Annotated in this window: 20 protein-coding genes and 1 rRNA gene; 16 read left to right on the top strand and 5 right to left on the bottom strand. The window is 42.5% G+C overall.

Features of this window, described 5'->3' with window-relative positions; genetic code table 11:
* The first annotated feature begins 5 nt into the window (after positions 1 to 5).
* Positions 6 to 1982 (top strand): monovalent cation:proton antiporter family protein, encoded by a 1977-nt coding sequence (locus tag DC094_RS21535; protein ID WP_116689194.1) that lies wholly within the window; start codon positions 6 to 8, stop codon positions 1980 to 1982.
* 21 nt (positions 1983 to 2003) lie between these two features.
* Here the strand turns inward: DC094_RS21535 and DC094_RS21530 are convergent, their stop codons facing one another.
* On the bottom strand, positions 2004 to 2327 hold the full coding sequence (locus tag DC094_RS21530; RefSeq protein ID WP_116689193.1) for a YqcC family protein: 324 nt from the start codon (positions 2325 to 2327) through the stop codon (positions 2004 to 2006).
* 128 nt (positions 2328 to 2455) lie between these two features.
* Here DC094_RS21530 and DC094_RS21525 point away from each other — a divergent pair, with 128 nt between their 5' ends.
* The 5 genes from DC094_RS21525 to hemG are packed head-to-tail and all read left to right on the top strand — an operon-like array spanning position 2456 to position 6500.
* Positions 2456 to 3313, top strand: a complete 858-nt coding sequence (locus tag DC094_RS21525) for a GNAT family N-acetyltransferase (RefSeq protein ID WP_116689192.1) — start codon at positions 2456 to 2458, stop codon at positions 3311 to 3313.
* A 9-nt stretch (positions 3314 to 3322) separates the two neighbouring features.
* A complete protein-coding gene (locus DC094_RS21520) occupies positions 3323 to 4147 on the top strand; it encodes a lysophospholipid acyltransferase family protein (RefSeq protein ID WP_133245657.1) in 825 nt (274 codons plus the stop codon).
* A 52-nt stretch (positions 4148 to 4199) separates the two neighbouring features.
* Positions 4200 to 5447, top strand: coding sequence for a pyridoxal phosphate-dependent aminotransferase (locus tag DC094_RS21515; protein WP_422615596.1), 1248 nt, complete (start codon positions 4200 to 4202; stop codon positions 5445 to 5447).
* A 24-nt stretch (positions 5448 to 5471) separates the two neighbouring features.
* A complete protein-coding gene (locus tag DC094_RS21510) occupies positions 5472 to 5882 on the top strand; it encodes a hypothetical protein (RefSeq protein WP_116689189.1) in 411 nt (136 codons plus the stop codon).
* 48 nt (positions 5883 to 5930) lie between these two features.
* Positions 5931 to 6500, top strand: a complete 570-nt coding sequence (hemG, locus tag DC094_RS21505; RefSeq protein WP_116689188.1) for a menaquinone-dependent protoporphyrinogen IX dehydrogenase — start codon at positions 5931 to 5933, stop codon at positions 6498 to 6500.
* Between the two features lie 74 nt (positions 6501 to 6574).
* Here hemG and DC094_RS21500 read toward each other — a convergent pair whose 3' ends face one another.
* Both DC094_RS21500 and DC094_RS21495 read right to left on the bottom strand, forming a co-directional pair.
* Positions 6575 to 7663 (bottom strand): DUF2827 family protein, encoded by a 1089-nt coding sequence (locus DC094_RS21500; RefSeq protein ID WP_116689187.1) that lies wholly within the window; start codon positions 7661 to 7663, stop codon positions 6575 to 6577.
* Positions 7664 to 7749: 86 nt separating this feature from the next.
* Positions 7750 to 8655, bottom strand: coding sequence for a YadA C-terminal domain-containing protein (locus tag DC094_RS21495; protein ID WP_116689186.1), 906 nt, complete (start codon positions 8653 to 8655; stop codon positions 7750 to 7752).
* A 781-nt stretch (positions 8656 to 9436) separates the two neighbouring features.
* On the opposite strand from DC094_RS21495, the gene potA reads away from it, so the two are divergent.
* The 10 genes from potA to DC094_RS21445 all read left to right on the top strand — a co-directional run bounded on the left by potA (position 9437) and on the right by DC094_RS21445 (position 19291).
* Positions 9437 to 10537, top strand: a complete 1101-nt coding sequence (gene potA, locus DC094_RS21490; protein WP_116689185.1) for a spermidine/putrescine ABC transporter ATP-binding protein PotA — start codon at positions 9437 to 9439, stop codon at positions 10535 to 10537.
* Positions 10527 to 11384 carry a spermidine/putrescine ABC transporter permease PotB gene (gene potB / locus DC094_RS21485; RefSeq protein ID WP_116689184.1) on the top strand — a complete coding sequence of 286 codons (858 nt, stop codon included), beginning with the start codon at positions 10527 to 10529 and terminating at the stop codon, positions 11382 to 11384. Before potA ends, potB begins: the two co-directional genes overlap by 11 nt.
* Positions 11381 to 12151, top strand: coding sequence for a spermidine/putrescine ABC transporter permease PotC (potC, locus tag DC094_RS21480; protein ID WP_116689183.1), 771 nt, complete (start codon positions 11381 to 11383; stop codon positions 12149 to 12151). The genes potB and potC overlap by 4 nt, the downstream gene beginning before the upstream one ends.
* The gene (locus DC094_RS21475; protein ID WP_116689182.1) at positions 12148 to 13188 is read left to right on the top strand and encodes an extracellular solute-binding protein; all 1041 of its coding nucleotides are present in this window, start codon (positions 12148 to 12150) and stop codon (positions 13186 to 13188) included. Before potC ends, DC094_RS21475 begins: the two co-directional genes overlap by 4 nt.
* Before the next feature lie 245 nt (positions 13189 to 13433).
* On the top strand, positions 13434 to 14441 hold the full coding sequence (gene gap, locus DC094_RS21470) for a type I glyceraldehyde-3-phosphate dehydrogenase (protein ID WP_116685388.1): 1008 nt from the start codon (positions 13434 to 13436) through the stop codon (positions 14439 to 14441).
* Between the two features lie 178 nt (positions 14442 to 14619).
* Positions 14620 to 15447, top strand: coding sequence for a hypothetical protein (locus DC094_RS21465; RefSeq protein WP_116689181.1), 828 nt, complete (start codon positions 14620 to 14622; stop codon positions 15445 to 15447).
* Between the two features lie 82 nt (positions 15448 to 15529).
* Entirely contained in the window at positions 15530 to 15985 is a 456-nt protein-coding gene (locus DC094_RS21460) for an FxsA family protein (RefSeq protein WP_116689180.1), read from the top strand.
* 80 nt (positions 15986 to 16065) lie between these two features.
* Positions 16066 to 16668: a 1-acyl-sn-glycerol-3-phosphate acyltransferase gene (locus DC094_RS21455; protein ID WP_158527424.1), complete on the top strand. Its 603-nt coding sequence runs from the start codon at positions 16066 to 16068 to the stop codon at positions 16666 to 16668.
* A gap of 36 nt (positions 16669 to 16704) precedes the next feature.
* The gene (gene tadA, locus DC094_RS21450; protein WP_116689178.1) at positions 16705 to 17205 is read left to right on the top strand and encodes a tRNA adenosine(34) deaminase TadA; all 501 of its coding nucleotides are present in this window, start codon (positions 16705 to 16707) and stop codon (positions 17203 to 17205) included.
* Positions 17206 to 17308: 103 nt separating this feature from the next.
* Positions 17309 to 19291 carry a methyl-accepting chemotaxis protein gene (locus DC094_RS21445; protein ID WP_116689177.1) on the top strand — a complete coding sequence of 661 codons (1983 nt, stop codon included), beginning with the start codon at positions 17309 to 17311 and terminating at the stop codon, positions 19289 to 19291.
* A gap of 256 nt (positions 19292 to 19547) precedes the next feature.
* Here the strand turns inward: DC094_RS21445 and DC094_RS21440 are convergent, their stop codons facing one another.
* Positions 19548 to 20474, bottom strand: coding sequence for an Imm49 family immunity protein (locus DC094_RS21440; protein WP_158527423.1), 927 nt, complete (start codon positions 20472 to 20474; stop codon positions 19548 to 19550).
* 797 nt (positions 20475 to 21271) lie between these two features.
* Positions 21272 to 21387, bottom strand: a 5S ribosomal RNA gene (gene rrf, locus DC094_RS21430).
* Positions 21388 to 21392 lie beyond the last annotated feature (5 nt).

The following is a 21392-nucleotide window of genomic DNA, read 5'->3' as shown; positions in this document are numbered from 1 at the left end:
GCAGTATGAGCGAACATCTTCTTGCAGAATTTTTGGTGATGTTATCCGCTTCAGTGTTGGTGATTGCACTGTTGAGCCGACTGGCATTACCGGCAATATTGGGCTTTCTCTTGGTCGGTTTGGCAATCGGCCCACATGCATTAGCATTAGTGAATGATCAGCATAGCGTCGAATTAATAGCTGAGCTCGGCGTGGTACTTTTACTATTCACCCTTGGTCTGGAATTTTCAATCCCTCAGCTTTACGCACTGCGCTATCGAGTGTTTGGCATCGGCGGTGCACAAGTAATTATTTCTACTGGCTCAGTTTTTTTTATTAGTTTGTGGCTCGGTATTAGCTGGCAAGCTGCATTTGTTATTTCAGCAGCTATGGCACTTTCATCAACCGCTATAGTGACTCGCCAATTATCACAACAAGCCAAGCTACACACTCAATCTAGCCAAACTGCCATTGCAATCTTGTTATTTCAAGATCTCGCCGCGATTCCATTTCTGATTATTGTCCCGGCATTAACACTCGGCAGCGGAGATCAACTCGCCAGTGAACTTGGCTGGGCAGTAGCCAAAGGTGCTGTGATTTTTTTAGCACTGCTGACAGTGGGCCGTTGGTTATTGCCAAGAATTTTTCATGAAGCAGCACAGACGGGTTCCGATGAACTGTTTGCCCTTGCCGCTTTATTGGTTGCGCTATTAACCGCTTGGATCACCAGTTTGGCTGGCCTTTCAATGGCACTCGGGGCATTTTTAGCCGGTGTAATGCTAGGTGAAACTCACTTCCGTCATCAGATCGAAGCTGAAATACGCCCTTTTCGCGATATTTTGCTCGGGCTGTTTTTTATTACCATCGGCATGAAGCTTAGCTTCCCTTTCTTGCTAGAACATCCGTGGACCATTATCGGCCTGACCGCCGCGATTATTGTCTGCAAGGCCGGACTAGTAACGATCTTAAGCATGATTTCTCGTAGCTCAATGATCGACTCTGTCAGGGCCGGTTTATATGTCGCCCAAGGTGGAGAATTTGGTTTTGTAATTTTAGCGCTGGCTGATCAGCACCATTTGGTGCCAGATGCTTTATCACAGCAAGTGTTAGCCAGTTTGATTTTCAGCATGCTGATTACGCCATTTTTAATTCGAGAAGCCGACTGGCTGGCCAAAAAGTTACCCAGTCAACCGTGGAAGCTCGATACCCAACAAACTCCCGAAGAAGTGGTGATTCGTGCCAGCACTATGCGCCAGCATGTTTTAATTTGTGGCTTTGGGCGTTCTGGCCAAGGGCTAGGCCGGTTGTTAGATCAGCTGTCTATTCGCTGGCTGGCACTCGACAGAGACCCGATACGAACTTCAGAATCACTGACTGCAGGTGAACGCGTGGTTTATGGCGATGCGAGCCACCGAGCTATTTTATCAGCAGCCGGTATAGAGCGCGCCAGTTTATTAGTGATCAGTTTTGATAACTGGAGCTTGGCTTGCAAGGTGATTAACCATGCTCGAAGTCTAGCACCTGAGATATCCATCTTGGTTCGCTGCCGCCGTAGCCGTCATCTAGATGAATTAATTGCAGCCGGAGCCAACTCCATTTTACGAGAAGGCGATGAAAGTACCTTGCAGTTGGCCAACAGAGTGCTGCAGCAACTAGGTACTTCACAAACTGTGATTGATGAATTAATTCACCAAACCCGCAATCAAGATTACCAATTATTACAGGGCTATTTGCCGGGTATTCGTCTAGAAATGCAAACCCAACAACCAAGGCGACACGCCATCACACTCGACGCCAATGCTTGGGCAATTGATAAACCATTAATCGATGTGAAACAGAAAATGAAGCGCGGCGGCGCGATCATCAAAACCATTCGCCGCCGTAACCGTAGCATTAACGCTGAGCAGGCTGACTTGGTATTACACAGGTTTGATACGGTGGTTTTACTTGGAAATCAGGAACAGATAGAAGCCGCAGAAGAAACCTTACTCAGCGGCAACTAAATTTGACCATTTTGAATTTTCCTAGTGCAGGTTTTGTTCAAAGCAGTTATCAATCTGCTTGAGGCTTTTCAGAAATGGCATGACATCCTTCAGACCCTTTTGACCCACAAAATGAATCCCCATACTGGCCAGTTCACATTTACCGGGCAATGGCTCGCCTTGCTCGATCATCTGACGAATTTTTGGCAAGAAAATAAACTGCAGCCACTGGTTAAATCCCATGGTGTCGCAACTAAAAGGCGCAGTACTAGCCATCGCTTCAGCAGATGGCATTTCTGTTTCCCACAAATCTTTCTGTTTCATTGATGCTTCCAGAGCATCTAAAGCACTGACTAGGCGATCCATAACACTTCTCACAATTCAATTACCCGGCATTTTACCAAATACAGTCATATAAGTTTCAACTGATTGTCACCGGAAAGTCCCATTAGCCAACCAACCTTGCTGTGACGCTTTGTTATATGGAATAGACCATGCGACACAATCAGCAGAACACACTACAAGTTGATGCTAGCGAGCAATTACCCGCGAAGTCGCTTTCGCAAACATCATCAAGCGCGACTCAATTGACAGCCATTTTTACCCGTGACCCGCTGTTAATCGAGCAAGCACAAAGGCTAAGGCACCGAGTATTTAGCGAAGAATATGGCGCTCAATTTGATCACCCTGAGCTAGATAAAGATCAGTTTGATACGATTTGCGATCACCTGCTGGTTTGCGACCAGCAAAACAAGATCATTGCCTACACCCGTTTAATCAATGATCAACAAGCCATCGAAATTGGCCATTTTTATTCCGAGAACGAGTTTGATTTGCAGGAAGTGAAAGCATTGCCGGGTAAAAAAATGGAGTTGGGGCGAACTTGCATTCATCCAGACTACCGAACCGGTGCAGGACTAACCACGCTGTGGAGTGCACTGACCAGTTACTTAGTTGAACACGATTATCAGTGGTTATTCGGCTGTTGCAGCATTCCGTTAGATGATAATTGCCATGCATTACATTCCACGCTCAATACATTACAAAAAAGTACCATTGGGCAATCTGAAACAGCCAATAATTATAGTGTTTCACCGGCTACCCCGCTGCCGTTTCATATTGAACGACAACTATCCCAACTGATCAATGCTGAAGACTGCTCTAACTTATCGAATAAAAAAAACAAAACACCACCTTTATTAAAAAGCTACTTACGCATGGGAGCCAAAGCAATTGGTGCACCCTGCTGGGATTCGGATTTTAATTGTGCCGATATTTTCATCCTAATGAATATTAATGACATGCCCGCCAAATACCTCAACCACTTCGCTCGCCATGTACTGCTGAAATAGGTGTTATTTATGATCAATCGATTATTAATCCAAGCTACAATTCCAATTAAGTTATTGTTGATTGTTTTTCTTTTAATTTATGGCTATTTCTTGGCGATATATGTAGCAATTGTAAAATGCCCACAGCAGCAACGACGACTTCAATTAAAATTAGCGCGACATTGGCAGCAGCTTTTTCTAAAGATTATTGGCGTTAAAGTAAAAACTTTTGGTCAGGCTCTGCAGCCGGGTAGCCTAGTAGTTTCTAACCATATATCCTGGTTAGACATTGTCATTACCGGTAGTCAGCAATCGGTATTTTTTCTGGCAAAAAGTGAAGTTCGGCAATGGCCACTAATTGGCAAGTTAGCCACGTTGGCCGGCACTTTGTTTATTAATCGCCAAGGACATTGCAGCCGTTCAATTAACCGACAAATCGCTGAAAGTCTGCACCGACAACAATCTGTTTTGATTTATGCTGAAGGCACTAGCAGTGATGGTCAATCGGTACTGAATTTTCATCCAAAACTTTTTAGCTCAGCCATTATCGCCAAAAAACCGATTCAGCCAATTTTGATTCAATACTTCACTGGCCAGAGCGCAGATTACCAAATTGCACCTTTTATTGGCGATGATACATTTCATCAGCACTTATTTCGCTTGTTAGCTGCACCGCCTATTACTGCCCATATTCATTATTTACCCTGCATCAATAGCGAGCTATTAACTGATGAAAATAATAATGCTCGCATATTAGCGCAGCAAAGTTGCATAAGCATTCGAGCGAAACATCAACATAGTCGTCATCAAATACAACAGCCTTCACCCGTAAAAGCCTTGCTAGATTCACTATGAATTGATTTTTTATTGATAGTTTCGATTGAGACTAGCGGGGCAGAGTCGTACTATGAGCTCCCTTTTCTTTTGTGTATTTATCCAGATGTTTGAATATCGCCAGTCAGACAAATTGTCTGACGTTTGCTACGACATACGCGGACCGGTTATGACTGAAGCCCAGCGAATGGAAGACGAAGGTACTCGTATCCTCAAGCTGAATATCGGTAACCCGGCGCCCTTTGGCTTTGACGCTCCAGATGAAATCATCAAGGACGTGATCCGTAACCTGCCGCATGCGCAAGGTTATTGTGAGTCCAAAGGTATTTTCGCGGCGCGTAAGGCGGTAATGCAATACTACCAGCAGAAAGGCGTACAAGATGCGGATCTGGATAACATCTGGTTGGGCAACGGTGTTAGTGAATTAATTTTAGTAGCAGTTCAAGCGTTACTGAACAATGGCGATGAAGTGTTATTGCCAGCACCGGACTATCCGCTATGGACTGCAGCTGTCAGTTTGGCCGGTGGCAAGCCCGTACATTATCGTTGTGATGAAGCGGCTAACTGGTATCCAGATATTCAAGATATCGAGTCTAAAATCACCGATAAAACCAAAGCTTTGGTGGTAATTAACCCGAACAACCCAACCGGCTCTGTCTATCCAAAAGCGGTGTTGCAACAACTGCAAGAAGTCGCTCGCAAGCATAATTTAATTGTCTTCGCCGACGAGATTTACGACAAAATTTTGTATGACGGCGCAGTGCATCACAGCATGGCCGCTTTGGCAGATGATTTGTTAACTGTCACTTTCAACGGTCTTTCTAAAGCATATCGCGCGGCAGGTTTCCGTTCCGGCTGGATGATGGTGACCGGCCCACGCCACAAAGCCAAAAGCTATTTAGAAGGACTAAGCACTCTTACATCAATGCGTTTATGCGCTAACGTGCCAGCCATGTTTGCCATTCAAACTGCATTAGGTGGCTATCAGAGTGTTAATGACTTGGTGTTGCCAATGGGGCGGTTGTACGAACAACGTGAAATTGCTTGGGAAATGATCAACAGCATCCCTGGGCTTAGTTGTACTAAACCTGATGGTGCGCTCTACTTATTTCCGAGAATGGATAATCGATTTGCCGTTAGCGATGACCGGCAGATGGTGTTGGATTTACTAAGAGAACAGCAAATTTTATTAGTAGAAGGCACCGCCTTTAACTGGCCGGAACCAGATCACTTTAGAGTGGTATTTTTACCTCGCAAAGAAGATTTGAACGAAGCCATGGGCAAAATCGGCAATTTCTTTGAAAACTATCGTCAGGCCTAATACGGAATAAGGATCGACACCAATATGGCAACTACCGGCGCATCGGCTAGAGAATGGCTAGAACAAAATGGCGCTAATGCGCCCATCGAAAAACTGGAAAAAATTCTCTCTAGTCTGCAACAAAAGCTAGAGCAAATGGATGAAACCAATCCAGAGCTTCAGGGTATTCTCGATGCGATTGATGAAATGGAAGGCTTTATTCTCCATCGACAAATGCCAGACGCTGCGGTACCGATCGAAAGTACCTCACTAGATAGCAGCCCAACTGAACAATCTGTTGCATTGGATACCTCTCAATTAGGTGACCCGGTGCTAGAAGACATAATCGCGCTGGAAGGCGAAGAAAAACAGCATAAATTTGCTTCACTGAAGCAACAATTAGGATTAACCACTATAAAGGCTCCAGTGAAACCTGACGCTGGTCAAAAGCCATAATTTGTTTAAGGTTACTCTAAAATAAAGATTCCCGTGACAGATACTCAGATGAAAAAACTACTTTTGATCTATGCCAGCTACGACGGGCATAGCGGTAAAATCTCACGTCATGTTTCACAGCATCTGCAAAGCCTTGCCCAGGTTCAGGTAGATGTCGCCGAGCTGAAAGATGGTAGTGAAGAGTTCCGGCTAGAAAATTACGATAGCGTCTTTATCTGTGCGCCAATTCGTTACGGGTTTCATTTATCGCCTGCAGCAGTTTTTGCTAAGCGACAACATCACCGCTTAAATACGATGCATAGTATTTTTTGCTCAGTCTGCTTAACAGCTCGTAAGGGTGAGAAAGGCAAAAAAACTAGCCAAAAATACATCACCAAGTTTCTCGACAAAGCTAATTGGCGGGCCACATCAGCACTGTCGGTTGCCGGTGCTTTATATTACTCAAAGTACACTTGGTACGACAAAATGATGATTCGCTTCATTATGTGGCTGACCAAAGGCGATACTGATACCTCACAAGATTATTGCTATACCGACTGGAAACAACTGGAAAGCTTTGCCCAATCTTGGCAAGACACTATTCTAGAAAAACCCTTACAGTCAGCATTAATCAAGTAGATCTTTAGAATATTAAAAAGCCGCGATATAGATAACTATATCGCGGCTTTTTTAGTTGTTAGTCGCTTATGTTTTTAACTGTTAATCACTTGAGCGATTAATTCACGATAAGTATTTTGCACCGATTTATTATGAATTGAGAAACGGTGCAACCATTTATGATTCTTTTCTACTTCAGATTCAATATCTGTTGCTGCTAATGCCTCGCTACAAGCCCCTGCACCTAAACCCACTTCAAACTCTGGGTAGTAATAACCAACTTCTTTCATCATTTCAGAGTTGTGAACTAAAGGCACACCTCTATACAGTGCTTCGCAATAAAGATAATTCAGCTCACAACCCCACTGGTGACCTAACAAAACGTCCGGTCTTTGGAAAGCTTCATCAAAAGTACAACGAGTAGAAAAATACATTTTTTTCGTTTCAGCCCACGAAGACTTTAAATTAACAGCGATATTATCTAAAAAATAAGGATCAGCATGGAACTCTGCGCCATTTACAATCGTAGCTCGACCAAAACTATCGGCATCATTTCGGAAAGTTTGCTCAATAATAGACATTGGAATTAATGCATTTTTTAACACACTAATATTAGGTTCCATAACATAAATATCTTTACACGATGGTCTTTCAGAGTTTTTAAATGGCTGGCCAATAAAATCTGGCTCCCATATATATGGACAAACCTTTACTTCAGTATCGTAAAGTGTCGCAAAATAACTTTTACCGAATGCTAAGTGTGGCGTTGTCCATAAAACATCAGGCTGGGAAATATGCAAGCCTGGCTGAAGCGTTGTGTTTAAAAACAACTGTTCCATATCGATAATCAAAGAACAGCCTAATCTTAATGAAACAATTTTCGCATTTGTTTTATTTTTAATGAGTTCTCGAACGGGTTTATCGATAGTGACTCCCGCTTCAAAAACCAAATCCATAGAAGTTTTCTTTTCATATAATGAAGCAGTAGTTTTTGCTCGATACTTCTTTCCGTGGAAATTAAACATAGCATCGTTAGGTTCTCCACCAGTTAAAAACCAAACTCTATGCCCTAGTAATTCAAATAAATCATAAAGAAATTTTAAGTTTTGTGAAATGCCATTGCTAAAAATTGCATAGTGCTGGTCTACATCATCTCGAAATGTGATCCCTATATTAAACCCCATCTAGCGGTCTCCTTATGCTAAAAAAGCCAGTCAACGATGCTGACTGGCTTTAAGTACAATCTTATGTTTATTCGGATGTTCAGACATTACCACTGATAAGAATAGCCTAATGCACCGGCAGTATTTGAGTTATCAAGCGAAGTACCAAAACTGAACTTCACAGTATGCTCATTGTAATCGCCATAGTTGTTTGACAGGCCAACAGCAACAGCAGACGAACTCTGGTAATTACCTAATGAGAATCCAAATGAACTACGCCCGTGCGTCGCTTGCGGAATATTGGCGAATGCCGATGAAATAGCAACGCCATCTAATAACAGCTCGCGGTTTTTTTGGCTATAAACTTCTAGAGCATCAATTCGACCGGTATTCTCTTGAATCAGACCATAATTTCGGTTGATATTTGCACCATTGGTTGCAATATTACTCTGGTTAATATCAACACGAGTATCTAGACGACTGACTTCAGTAGTCACCCTAGTATTGACTGTATCCACTCGGCCATCCAATCGATTTACTTGACTGGTCAGGGTCGTGCTAACGCCGTTCACTCGGCCATCCAATCGATTTACTTGACTGGTCAGGGTCGTGCTAACGCCGTTCACTCGACCATCTAAGCGGTTTACTTGGGTATTTACATGAGTGTTAACGGCATTTACTCGACCATCCAATCTGTTAGTTTGAATGGTCAAAGTAGTGCTAACACTCGTAAGACGACCCGTTTGAGTATTCAAATTAGAATTAACATTAGATAATGAAGTACTGACATTTCCAACAGTAGTAGAATGAGTAACCAAAGTTGAAGCATTCGTGCTAATGCTAGCTCCTTGGACAACATTGGTTGATGCATTCGTACTAATGCTAGCTCCTTGGACAACATTGGTTGATGCATTAGTGGCTGCGTCTGCCGCATACGCTGTTGTCGCTGCCATATTCAACAATATAACTGCACTTGAAGCTGCAAGGATAATTTTTCGATTCTGAGTTTTCATTGTTCACCTTCATTGATAATCTTGCTTACAAAAACTCGGAATTAAGATCCCACTTTTCTACCAAGACTCCCTGTCTGCTTACCAAGTCATTCAATTCGAGAATAAGTCTTGGCCAGAATTTCTTTAATCGCAAAAATGTTAGTCGTCATTACTTAAATCTTGAGACGTAGTTGACAAAAAACATTATTTTCGAGAACTGTAACATACTGAATTAAAACACCAACCAAAAAAAAATTAATACATTTACCATTGAAACATCGTTCGTCGCTTATTTCTTCACCCAAGACAGAATAGCCAATAAAATAATTAACAATGAAAACAATTAAGTAGAAAAACAAGGCTTTACTCTATTTTATTAGTTTTGTTTTTATAAGTATCTAATTAAAAAAACATCTCGAGTTTTTAAGAATGTTTTACTAAGCGCAGATATTGACTAATAACAATTACATTTTTATAGAAGAAGCTTAGCCTCCCTATTAATTAGCCAGCAGACAAGCGCAAGCATTCAATGGCGACACCTAGCTTGCGAAGCAACTTGGCCAATAAAACCAAATAGAAAAGGCAACAACAGACAAAAGCAAACCCTCATAATCAATCACCCTATTTCAGGTGACTTAACAAAACCATCAATTAACTAAACCGTCCCAATCAAACTCCTTATCTGTGCGGCGCTAAACAACTGACCGAAGTTACTTGTAAGCCTGTTTTTTTCTGATATTCTCGCCGCTCTTTTTCTCCCCCAAGTCCTATATGGACTGTAATTGGCAGGTGGTTATGGTTGATGGAAAAACAAGTCTCTCCCATCATCAAGCTGTCGAATGTCAGCAAACACTTCGACGGTAAACAAGTCGTTCATCCAATCGATCTAACAATCAATGATGGTGAATTCATTACCTTGCTCGGCCCATCTGGCTGTGGCAAAACAACTATTTTGAGAATGATTGCCGGTCTGGAAGCTCCAGATCAGGGTGAGATATGGCTTAAAGATCGTAAAATCACTCAGCTCGATGCTAGCCAACGTCCGATCAATACCGTTTTTCAAAGCTATGCCTTGTTCCCGCACATGTCGGTATTTGAAAACATTGCTTTTGGCCTGCGGATGCAAAAAGTAGCTGAGTCAGAGATACGACAACGCGTTAAAGAAGCACTGGAGATGGTTCGATTGCCTGACTTGGCAAACCGGAAACCCCACCAGTTATCTGGCGGTCAACAGCAGCGAATCGCAATCGCACGAGCGGTGGTTAATCGCCCTCGCTTGCTACTACTCGATGAACCGTTAAGTGCTCTAGATTACAAACTGCGTAAACAGATGCAAAACGAACTGAAAAGAATCCAGCGCGAGCTGGGTATTACTTTTCTGTTTGTTACCCATGATCAGGAAGAAGCACTTTCAATGTCTGACCGGGTTTTGGTGATGCGCAATGGCACAGTTGAACAATCCGGTACCCCTCGCGAGGTTTATGAAACACCTCGCAATATGTTTGTCGCCCGATTTGTAGGTGAAATAAACGTTTTCAACGGCAAGCTGATCCGTCGACTATCTGAAAATAGAATAAAAGCCGATGTAGATGGTTGGATTCGTTCGCTAAATTGCGACAATCAACAGCTGCAACCAGGTGATTCAATCAAGGTGCTATTGCGCCCGGAAGATTTAAGAATTAGTGATTGGCAAGATAATCAACCTGGGCTGGCGGGAACAATTGTTGAACGTAACTATAAAGGTATGACACTAGATTCAGTGATTAAACTGGATTCAGGGGAAACCTTACTCTCCAGTGAATTCTTCAATGAAGATGATCCAGATTTCGACCATGGGTTAGGGGACAGGGTACTAGTCAATTGGGTTGAAAGCTGGGAAGTGGTATTGCCAGATGAATACTAACCTAGGGTTCAAGCACATCAGCTTGGCATCGATGGCGATCTGGTTGAGTATTTTTGCCTTATTACCTGCCTTGATGCTGCTTCTCACTAGCTTTCTTAGCCAGGACAATCACCAGTTTGTGGCTTTGCCGCTGTCTTTAGATGGCTACCAACGATTATTTAACCCTTTGTATCTAGAAGTTTTTGCTCATTCATTAAAAATGTCAGCAATCACCACTTTATTCTGTCTGATTTTGGGTTATCCATTCGCTCAAATATTAGCCAGCATGCCACACAAAAAACGCAACTTAGCACTGTTTTTATTGATATTACCTTTTTGGACCAATTCACTGATTCGCACTTATGCAGTCAAAGCTGTTTTGGCCACCAAAGGCATTTTAAATAAGTCGCTACTCACACTTGGTATTATCGATACACCACTAAGGCTTGTTTACACTGAAAGTGCAGTAATTATCGGTCTAATTTATATTCTACTGCCATTTATGATTTTACCGCTTTATTCCGTTTTAGAAAAACAACCCCAGCAGCTATTAGAAGCCGCCAGGGATTTAGGTGCTAGTCGCTGGCAAAGCTTTTGGAGGATTACCGTTCCTTTGTCTATGCCAGGGGTAATTGCCGGCTGTTTGCTGGTGTTCCTACCTGCAATGGGCATGTTCTATACCGCAGACTTATTAGGTGGCGCTAAAAATCTACTAGTGGGTAATTTAATTAAAAATCAGTTTCTTGATGCCAACAACTGGCCATTTGGTGCCAGTATCAGCGTAATATTGACCTTGCTGATGGCACTACTGATGTATATTTATTATCGAACCAGTAAAGCAGTTGGCAATAAGGAGTTGCAATTATGATCAAGCAACTTCAAAAAACTTACTTAGCGATTATCTATTTATTATTATATATACCGATTGGCGTTTTGATTGTTCATTCATTCAATCAGTCTCGCTATAGTCATCGCTGGGGTGGCCTTAGTTTTAAGTGGTATGAAAAACTTCTCGGTAACGAAACCTTACTCAACGCAGCTTACAACTCGATTGTAGTCGCCTTTGTCTCAGCGACTTTAGCGGTAATCATTGGCAGCTTAATTGCTTCAGCATTGCATCGTTATCAATTTCGCGGTAAAAAAATTGCCGGTGGGTTATTGTTCGTTTTAATGATGTCACCCGATATTGTTCTAGCAATCTCACTGCTTATTTTATTTTTAATGCTCGGCATTCAATTAGGGTTTATTTCTCTACTATTGGCGCACATTACATTTTGCTTGCCATATGCTGTGATCACTATTTATTCTCGCCTAAGCACTATGGATAATCAGCTGTTAGAAGCAGCAAAAGATTTAGGCGCTAGTGAGCTACAAAGCTTAATTAAAATTGTATTACCGCTCGTATTGCCGTCTTTAATTTCTGCTTGGTTACTCAGTTTTACCCTTTCATTGGACGATGTGATTGTCAGCTCATTTGTCACAGGTCCTTCATATGAAATATTGCCCTTACGGGTTTACTCGATGGTTCGACTAGGCGTGACACCAGAAGTCAACGCATTAGCCACCATTATGTTGTTGTCATCACTTGTTTTAGTTGTGTTATCCCAATGGATATCTAGGAAATCTCTATCATGAAAAAATTCCTCTGCCTGATTGCCGGCCTAATCACCCTTGGAACCAGTTTGGTCGCCCAAGCTCAGGAAACGGTTTATTTCTATAACTGGTCTGAATATATTCCAGAAGAAATCCTAAGTGATTTCACCAAAGAAACTGGCATAAAAGTGGTTTACACCACTTATGACAGCAATGAATCAATGTATGCCAAGCTGAAATTACTGGATAAGAAAAACAGTTATGACCTAGTGGTACCTTCCACTTATTTTTTAAGCAAAATGGCCAGTGAAAAACTATTACTGCCATTGGATAAATCACTGCTAGGTAATTTCAAACATCTCAATACAGAATTACTTAATCGTCCATTTGACCCGATCAATCAATATAGCGTGCCTTATCTTTGGGGTAGCACCGGCTTGGCGGTGAATAACGAAGAGCTAGATGGAAAAACCATTACATCATGGCAAGATCTGTGGAGACCAGAATTCAAAGGTCAGGTACTACTGCATAATGATGTGCGTGAAGTTTTCCACATGGCATTAAGTATTTTGGGCTACTCAGGCAACACCCAAGATCCTAAGCAAATAGAACAGGCTTACCAAAAGCTGACTGAATTAATGCCTAATGTTCGCGCCTTTAATTCAGATGCACCGAGAATTCCATATATAGAAGGTGAAGTTAACCTAGGCATGATCTGGAATGGTGAATCTTATATTGCACGGAATGAAGGTTTTCCTTTGCAATATATCTATCCATCTGAAGGGGTTATTTTATGGATGGATAATCTAGCGATTCCTGCTAATGCTAGAAATCCAAAAGGTGCACATCAATTAATCGAATTCCTACTGCGCCCTCAGGTCAGCAAGCAAATTGCTGAGTATGTCGGTTATGCCACACCAAACACCGCAACCATGAAATTACTTGCTCCGGAAGTTGCTAATGATCCGAGCATTTATCCTTCGCCAGAAATTCTCAAAGCAGGTGAATTCCAGGTGGATGTAGGCGATGCGGTCAGCATTTATCAAAAGTATTGGGAGCAGTTAAAAACCGGTAACTGATCTCCATCATTTCCTGTAGGAATCCGGGGTTGCATTCGCTAGCCCCGGCCCTACAATAGTTTCCTTTACGAAAAGTTAGATTAGCTGTTAGCTCGCTTGGTGAGAGCCTAGTGAAGGTTTAAGACGATTTTTGTTAAGAAATGATCGTTTTCAAACAACAGCTTGTTCTGCGTCATCGCATACGCACCTCAAAAGAAGTAAATTTCGAGTGTGCCTTTAGTGTTATTTAGAGTGTGGAAATCCAAATGATTAAAATTGCAATTAATGGTTATGGTCGTATCGGTCGCAACGTACTGCGTTCTTTATATGAAAACGGCCGCACAGAAGAATTCCGTATCGTTGCTATCAACGATTTGGGTGATGCGAAAACCAATGCGCATCTGACCCAGTATGACACCGTTCACGGCCGTTTCGCTGAAACTGTAACTGCGACTGACGACGCACTGATGATCGCGGGTCATGAAGTTAAGATCTTCGCTCAACGTGATCCTGCTTTATTGCCATGGGCTGAGCTGGAAGTTGACGTTGTTCTGGAATGTACCGGTATTTTCCGCTCTAAAGAAGCTTGCCAGGCACACATCGATGCTGGCGCTAAGAAAGTCATCGTTTCAGCTCCAGGGCAAAATGTTGACGCGACCATCGTATATGGCGTTAACGAAAGCGAAATAACTGCAGACATGACCGTTATCTCTAACGCGTCTTGTACTACAAACTGCCTGGCACCAATCGCCAAGCCATTAAACGACGAGTTGGGCATTGAGTCTGGCGTGATGACCACCATCCACGCTTACACTAACGACCAAGTGCTAACTGACGTTTATCACACTGACTTGTACCGTGCACGTGCGGCAGGCCTGAACATGATCCCTACCAAAACCGGCGCTGCAGAAGCGGTTGGCCTGGTAGTACCAGAGCTGCAAGGTAAGTTTGCAGGTATGGCGGTTCGTGTTCCTACTGCTAACGTTTCTTTGATTGACTTGAACTTCATCTCTGGCCGTGACACGACGGTTGAAGAAGTGAATGCAATCATCGAAAAAGCAATGGGTCAGGGCAACATGGGTAAAGTGTTACACGTAAACACTAAGCCATTAGTTTCAATCGACTTCAATCACAGCGCATTCTCTTCAAACTTTGACGCGACTCAAACTCGAGTACAAGGCCGTCTGGTTAAGGTAATGAGCTGGTACGACAACGAGTGGGCTTTCTCCTGCCGTATGTTAGACACTGCTAAAGCGCTGATGGAAGCGAAGTAGTCGTCATAGCTTTAAAAAGCGACCTTCGGGTCGCTTTTTTTATGTCTGCAATATTTAGCATTCTTCACTACCGATAAAAAAATTCAATGTGAGTTTACTCACTATTTCTTGGCCTTCTTTTTCGAGATATCTAATTATCAGCCAAAATCTACTTGGGCTATTTTAGAAGGATCGACCCGTGAAAAATAACGTATCTATATCAGAGCAAATTCAGCGCTATGCACTGAGTCCTGAAATGCATCAAAATATCATTGAACCCATCTTGAAATCCGGCAAACTAGAAAATCCTCTGCAATTTCTAGATTTGTTAAAAATGCTAAACAAACAGCTTTGGGAAAGTACCTCAACGAATCAGCAACAAGTGAATCAAGGCTTATCTGAATTAGCAGAAATTTACCGTTTCACTGTAACGCTTGGCCAAAGCGTACATCTTTGCGAGCATACTAAGCCGCACTTCGGCGTCCAGGAGTTAGAAGTAGAGACCAACCGATTAGAATATTCAGAATCTGACGATGCAAGTTTGCTCGAACATATTTCACGCGCAGCAGCCAGCATTCATAAACCCAGCAGTAGAAAAACTCGGGTTAAATCTAGGGAAAAAGTAATCGACATCGTTTTGCCACAGCGAGTCGATAAACTAGGGATAGATGACGAAATTGATATGGCAACTCCAATCGCTCACTTCAAGCAGATCATCAAACAAGCACTTGACCAAAGCTACCAAGAAAAAAATGAACAAGTTGAACTCGCAGAGCTTTATTCGATCACTGATAAAGTCATCATTTCAACACCAATATGCAATTTAAGCTATCGCATCGATAGTGCTGGAAATGTATCTTATTCGGGAAGCAGCCTCTCAAACACTCCTCCTCAGTTGGCACGAAAATCATTGATGGCGCGCCATTGGAAGTCTTTGCACCACAAAGCTTCCAATAAGCCGCTTGCAGAACGAAAAAAAGCTGCTGAAGAAGGAATCGAATTTACCCCCACATTAATGACCGCCTAGCGAATATAAGGTGCTGGCTATTACTTGAAAAAAGCCAGCATCACCCCTATTTAACACTCAATAGTTATTGTTTGGTTAAATCATGCGTAGTTTGCTTATCTTCTTCATTTTGGTCCCTCTACTTGAGATGTTCCTATTGATCCAGGTAGGGTCTTTAATTGGAGCATTACCTACTATTGGGTTAGTCATTTTAACTGCCACGGTAGGCATCCATTTAATTCGTCAGCAAGGTTTCAGTATCCTCTCCCGTTACCAACAAAAACTAGCTGGCGGGCAAATGCCTGGTAATGAGCTGATCGAAGGACTGATGCTGGCATTTGGTGGTGCACTATTGCTAACACCTGGCTTTTTCACTGATGCCATTGGTTTTGCGATGGTCATACCAGTAACTCGTCAGAAAATAGCCAGTTACATGAAATCTAGAATCAAAATTGCCACTCCTGTATTTACCAATCCGTCAGCCAATCAAACAGATTCACCCCACAGATCAGATCAAGGCAATATTATTGATGGTGAGTTTAAAGAACTGGATCGCTAGTTGATTCAGCGCACCTAAATTCCTTTGCCTGCGCAATAAGATGGCCGCCCTCTGAAATGCGCACTGTGCAGGCAACTCTCTTGTATAAAACAGTATTTGATTATCCGCTTTGCTGCCGACTTCTTTACAGTCTGGGCATGATTGGGCTGAAAATATCTGGCTGGAAAATCGAAGGGATTACCCCAACCCAGTCTAAGTTTGTACTGATTGCTGCGCCCCATACTAGCAACTGGGATTTTCCAATTGCGATGGCAGTTGCATTCCAACTTAAATTGGGCGGTTTTTGGTTAGGCAAATATGCGCTATTCAAAGGCCCTTGCAAGTATTTATTCCGCTGGTTAGGTGGCATTCCTATTCGTCGTAATAGCAAAACAAAATTTGTTGAACGCGCAGTTTGCTTGTTTAAAAATCGTCGCAAGTTCGTATTAGCACTTTGTCCCGAAGGCACTCGCTCAGAAACTACTCACTGGAAAACCGGCTTTTACCACATTGCATGCGAAGCAAAAGTGCCAGTAGTACCAGTATGCATCGACCGCCAGAATAAAATCGTTACTCTAGGTGCAGCCCGAGATATGACAGGCGATCAATCTAGAGACTTAGCTCGACTGGTGCAATTTTATAAAAGCCATTCGGCACCGGTTCCTAGAGATTACCAAAATCTAGTAGGCAGTAAATCCAGATAGGTTAGACTAACAATCAACCCGAAAAGCAAGCCGACTATGACCTCTCAAGACGAACACTGGATGCGCCATGTAATTTCTTTGGCGCGAAACGCTGACCAGATGGGTGAAGTGCCTGTTGCCGCAGTATTGATTTCTGATGACAACCAGATTATTGCTGAAAACTGGAATCAACCCATCTCCAGCTGTGACCCCACTGCGCATGCAGAAATCAAAGTACTGCAACAAGCAGGTAAAAAATTACAAAACTATCGCCTTTTGAACACCACGCTCTACGTCACCATGGAGCCTTGCATTATGTGCGTTGGTGCACTAATTCATGCCCGCGTTTCAAGGGTAGTCTTCGGTGCTTATGAGTATAAAACTGGGGCTGCGGGCAGTGTTGAAAACTTATTTCAAAGTGCTGCCAGTAATTTTCAGATCGAAGTAGATGGTGGCGTATTAGCGCCCGAGTGCAGCCAGCTCATTTCAGATTTTTTTGCGCGACGCCGCCTTGAAAAACGCGCTGAAAAATTAGCTGCCCGCACATCCAAAAACTAACTCTAGTCAATTACTAGCAAGTTTATCCTAACAATATCTCCGCTACTGCCGTTAACCCCTGTATTAATCTGGTTATCAACAACTCAGTTTTGGAGCGTCCTCAATGAATTTGAAAACAAGGATAGGGCTCGGCATAACCGCCTGCATACTGCTCACTTTTTCGGTAATTTTTGGTGTAATCAACTGGGTTAGTAAACCAAAACTAATTGAACAGCAAGAACATTTAGTCGCTACAGCTAGCAAAGTCATTCAAGAAAGATTACAAGGCCGAATCATTCAAATTGAAGCCTTAACCGGCGCGATCTCATCAGAAGCCTCTACCCTGCCAAAAGACTTTCAATTATGGAAAGGCGCTTTAAATCAATTAATCGATAATTATGGTGACCAAGGAATTAGCGGCGGCGGTGTTTGGCCTGAACCTCGCGCATGGGATTCTATTTCCGAAAAACATAGCTTTTTCTTCGCTCGTGATGGCGGTGGAAAACTAGTATTTCTTGATGATTTTAATGCCTCTGATGCAGCACCATATTTCCAGGAAAGCTGGTATTCCAGCGCAAAAAACCTAACACCAGGTAAGTGTGTATGGTCTGAACCTTATTATGACTCGATAGCAAAAATCACTATGGTTACCTGTTCAGTTGCGATCTATAGAGAAAATACATTCTGGGGTGTAAGCACTATTGACCTTTCTTTAGCTAAATTAAAAAGCGCTCTAGATAAAGCAGTGCAAGAAGTTGGCGGTTATTTAATGATTGTCGATCAAACTGGGCAATTACTGGCAATTAGCGGTCAAGATATTGGTAATGGTGGATTACTAAATCAATCGGAAATCATCCGTGCAATGCCATCTATTGAACCGGTTTTAAGCCAACTTGGTTCGAGTAAAAACCAGCCACTAAAGCGGGTTAGAATTGATGCTGACGATCGTCTTTCAGGTCAGGCATCTCTCGCTACTTTAATTAATGTTCCCAACGTAAATTGGAGTGTTATTGCCGTAGTCCCGCAAAGCCAAGTAGAAAGCTTGGTTGGTAGCATGCTGTCCCAACTGTTAATTTGGGTTGCCATACCTATGTTGCTAATGCTAGTTGCTGGTGTAATCGGTACATCAAGAATTCTCAGCTTAATTTCAGAAACTGCATCACAAATTAAAGCCCTAGCCCATGGCGGCAAGCAGCAACAAATTCAATTAGCGATCCATCGCAATGATGAAATTGGCGCATTACGTTCAGCAGTTAATGAATATAGTGAACAATTAAATCAATGGTTCCAGCAACTTCATGGTGAATCGGTTAAATTGGCTGATCAAGCAGGTCAAGTCGGCAAACTAAGTCATCAACTCACTGGCAGCGCTGAAAAACTGAATGATGAAAATACATTGTTGGCTAGTAGTGTTACTCAGTTGAATACTGCCGCCAGAGATGTTGCACAAAATGCTAGCGAAGCCGATCACACGACTCGAAAAACTTTTGAAACTTTAGGTGATGGCAGAGAGTCATTGCATGAGGCTGAAGGTGCGATTGATAAGCTTTCAAATACTCTGAAACAAACCGCTAATGTGGTCGCAGAACTTGAAAATGACAGCCAAAACATCAGCCAAGTTTTAGATGTTATTAAATCGATTGCTGATCAAACTAACCTCTTGGCATTAAATGCTGCAATAGAAGCAGCCAGAGCCGGTGAAGCCGGACGAGGCTTTGCTGTTGTTGCTGATGAAGTTCGATCGCTGGCAGCAGAAAGCCAATCTTCAGTAGGCAAAATTGAAGATATTATTGGCCGCTTACAGCAAGCATCATCTAATGCAGTTAAAACCATGAGTAATGGCCAACAATTAAGTGATGAAACTCGATCTAAAGCCTCAGAGGCAGGCAATGCAGTGCAAGCTGCTGTTGATAGCTTTAATGAGATTACCGCTAAAGCATCACAAATTGCAGTAGCTGCTGAAGAACAAGAAGCGGTTGCCCGTCAACTTGATGAATTAGTTCATCGAGTACAACGCTTGGCAGAAACCAACAATGACGATGCCCAACAAATGCTACAGCAAAGCGAAGAGATTCAAGCGATGGCTAAGCGACTAGAATCTTTTTAATTGAGCATGTGTTTGAAACATTAAAAGGAAAGCTTCGGCTTTCCTTTTTTATTGTGAGAGCATCGAAATACCTGCAAATAGCGACCAAAAATAATCAACTGAATTCAATAAAAAATACTTTTTGTCAAATAAGCGGAGATAACAGCATAAGAGACAATCGCGGTGAAATAATTGGCGTACGATCACAACACATTTTGCCTTGGTGGGTTCTTTCATGTGAATTACACAACTAACCTTCTTATCAAATCAGAATTAGTTATTCTGAAAACTTCCCTTTGACCAACCACTCTTCCAAATACTCAGATGAACAATCGATACCATAACCACGAACATCATGAGCTAAAGCGCACATGGCCATTAAGGGTAATGAGCGATAGCTGTCAGATATCAATTCGCAGTCTTCATCCATCATATAATGCGCTCGATGGTGTTGCAGTGAATCCTGTAACTCATCCTGAAAAGCTTTTTCGCCGTCTTTGGTATAAATATGACTTAGCAATTTTGCTATTGGTAGCCAAATACTATGGCAATATTCCAACCGCATCATATTGCCATCAAAAGACTCAACAGTAGAAGATTCCACTACCTCACTCAGTAGCTTAGGCATATCAGAATTTGCCCCTTTAGTGATATCTAAAGCAACACCTTTGAGTAGTCGGTGTAATGCTATGTCAAAAGGGTCTGATGACATGTCAGAAGCCTTAATATAAAAGTCTTCATCAAATTCACATAAGCGCCGTAAATCATCGGTTCGCCTTAACAAAATTGCCAACACAAAAATTCGACTCAAGCCCGACAGGCCAAGGGAAGATACTAGACTGGGCGACGCTTTATTTACATAAGTACGCCCTTCAATCTGGTATTCCAACTCAAGGTCAGCACAACCAAAAGTGGCCGAATGAGCAAGGTCTACCGATACGATCCAGGTATCAAGCATCAGATGGTAATAACGCAATACATCAGACCTGGCTCCACCAAGTGCCATACAGTCATTGGCTACTCGGGAAAGTTCATTGTTCCACAGACTGTTACCGCAGGGGCCTTTCTTTTCCATGACTCCGCCAGGTAAAAAGGTTTTCCATCCTTCGTCAAAATTAATTAGGTCATTTTGAACAATGAATGCCTTAAGTGGTTTATTGTGAATACAAATTTCCGTTTGGCGATCAAGCTTACTGGTATTCATTAACAAACTCATTATTAAAGAGAAAAACGTGTTATTTCAGTATGATCAGCAACTTGACCAGACGAAGCACTAATAGGTTTGCGGATTTTATAATAATCGAAAAGGTTGTTTGCATCTTATTATTTTATCAAGAAACGCTTACACCCCTTTCTGACTTACAGGATCAATATTGTGATTATTTTCTGAGCGTATAAAAAATTTAGACTCTACCGAATCTGTGATTTTCTCTTTGGCGCTTAGCGGTGACGAAACACAAAAATGTGTAAATGTCGCGCTGCCATGGATGGCAAAGAGCGACCACATTCACATGGCCAAGCCCCACACTACCCTCGGCGCTAAATGGTTTTATTTCTGCTAAATTCGGGAATAGCGGATGGATTCAGGTGATTTTCGATAGATACCAATCGGCGCTGGAATGCTTGAGTAAACGTCGTACCGGCATCCTGCCTCTATACAACATATATTCCATCTCTGGAAATAAATCTAGTGCGGCCATCGGCGCTAAGCAGTTTTACTTCTATAGATTCAAAAACATGTCGGCTTGGAGATTATATTTAATGCCCGCCCAGCTATATACGGATTTTAAATCCACCATGGTCAAGTTGCAGCTCGCTAACGCTCGGTGTCAACCTACCGAAGATTCACCTAAAATTCATTGCTTGGCATCGTAGTAGCCGTAGGCGCGAGCGACGACATCCGAGGATTGCAACGGGTTCAGGTGGCTGTTTTTTCTTAAATCACTTTTTTGCAGACATAAAAAAACCCGACTGCTTTTCAGCAATCGGGTTTTGTTTGGCGCTTGGCGGTGACCTACTCTCACATGGGGAAGCCCCACACTACCATCGGCGCTAAGTGGTTTCACTTCTGAGTTCGGGATGGATTCAGGTGGTTCCCACTCGCTATTGCCGCCAAGCAAAC

Source organism: Pelagibaculum spongiae (assembly GCF_003097315.1).
Taxonomy (GTDB): domain Bacteria; phylum Pseudomonadota; class Gammaproteobacteria; order Enterobacterales; family Pelagibaculaceae; genus Pelagibaculum; species Pelagibaculum spongiae.
The sequence above is the reverse complement of the archived record's forward strand: the minus strand, read 5'-3'. Positions and strand labels throughout refer to the sequence as shown.

What these genes read in the sequence shown, in the direction of transcription:
- tadA (WP_116689178.1), top strand. Translation starts at nt 16,705, where the DNA reads ATGACCTCTCAAGACGAACACTGGATGCGCCATGTAATTTCTTTGGCG.
- DC094_RS21440 (WP_158527423.1), bottom strand. Translation starts at nt 20,474, where the DNA reads ATGAATACCAGTAAGCTTGATCGCCAAACGGAAATTTGTATTCACAAT.
- potA (WP_116689185.1), top strand. Translation starts at nt 9,437, where the DNA reads ATGGAAAAACAAGTCTCTCCCATCATCAAGCTGTCGAATGTCAGCAAA.
- DC094_RS21475 (WP_116689182.1), top strand. Translation starts at nt 12,148, where the DNA reads ATGAAAAAATTCCTCTGCCTGATTGCCGGCCTAATCACCCTTGGAACC.
- potC (WP_116689183.1), top strand. Translation starts at nt 11,381, where the DNA reads ATGATCAAGCAACTTCAAAAAACTTACTTAGCGATTATCTATTTATTA.
- DC094_RS21515 (WP_422615596.1), top strand. Translation starts at nt 4,200, where the DNA reads ATGAGCTCCCTTTTCTTTTGTGTATTTATCCAGATGTTTGAATATCGC.
- hemG (WP_116689188.1), top strand. Translation starts at nt 5,931, where the DNA reads ATGAAAAAACTACTTTTGATCTATGCCAGCTACGACGGGCATAGCGGT.
- DC094_RS21520 (WP_133245657.1), top strand. Translation starts at nt 3,323, where the DNA reads ATGATCAATCGATTATTAATCCAAGCTACAATTCCAATTAAGTTATTG.
- DC094_RS21445 (WP_116689177.1), top strand. Translation starts at nt 17,309, where the DNA reads ATGAATTTGAAAACAAGGATAGGGCTCGGCATAACCGCCTGCATACTG.
- potB (WP_116689184.1), top strand. Translation starts at nt 10,527, where the DNA reads ATGAATACTAACCTAGGGTTCAAGCACATCAGCTTGGCATCGATGGCG.
- gap (WP_116685388.1), top strand. Translation starts at nt 13,434, where the DNA reads ATGATTAAAATTGCAATTAATGGTTATGGTCGTATCGGTCGCAACGTA.
- DC094_RS21530 (WP_116689193.1), bottom strand. Translation starts at nt 2,327, where the DNA reads ATGGATCGCCTAGTCAGTGCTTTAGATGCTCTGGAAGCATCAATGAAA.
- DC094_RS21510 (WP_116689189.1), top strand. Translation starts at nt 5,472, where the DNA reads ATGGCAACTACCGGCGCATCGGCTAGAGAATGGCTAGAACAAAATGGC.
- DC094_RS21535 (WP_116689194.1), top strand. Translation starts at nt 6, where the DNA reads ATGAGCGAACATCTTCTTGCAGAATTTTTGGTGATGTTATCCGCTTCA.
- DC094_RS21495 (WP_116689186.1), bottom strand. Translation starts at nt 8,655, where the DNA reads ATGAAAACTCAGAATCGAAAAATTATCCTTGCAGCTTCAAGTGCAGTT.
- DC094_RS21500 (WP_116689187.1), bottom strand. Translation starts at nt 7,663, where the DNA reads ATGGGGTTTAATATAGGGATCACATTTCGAGATGATGTAGACCAGCAC.
- DC094_RS21460 (WP_116689180.1), top strand. Translation starts at nt 15,530, where the DNA reads ATGCGTAGTTTGCTTATCTTCTTCATTTTGGTCCCTCTACTTGAGATG.
- DC094_RS21525 (WP_116689192.1), top strand. Translation starts at nt 2,456, where the DNA reads ATGCGACACAATCAGCAGAACACACTACAAGTTGATGCTAGCGAGCAA.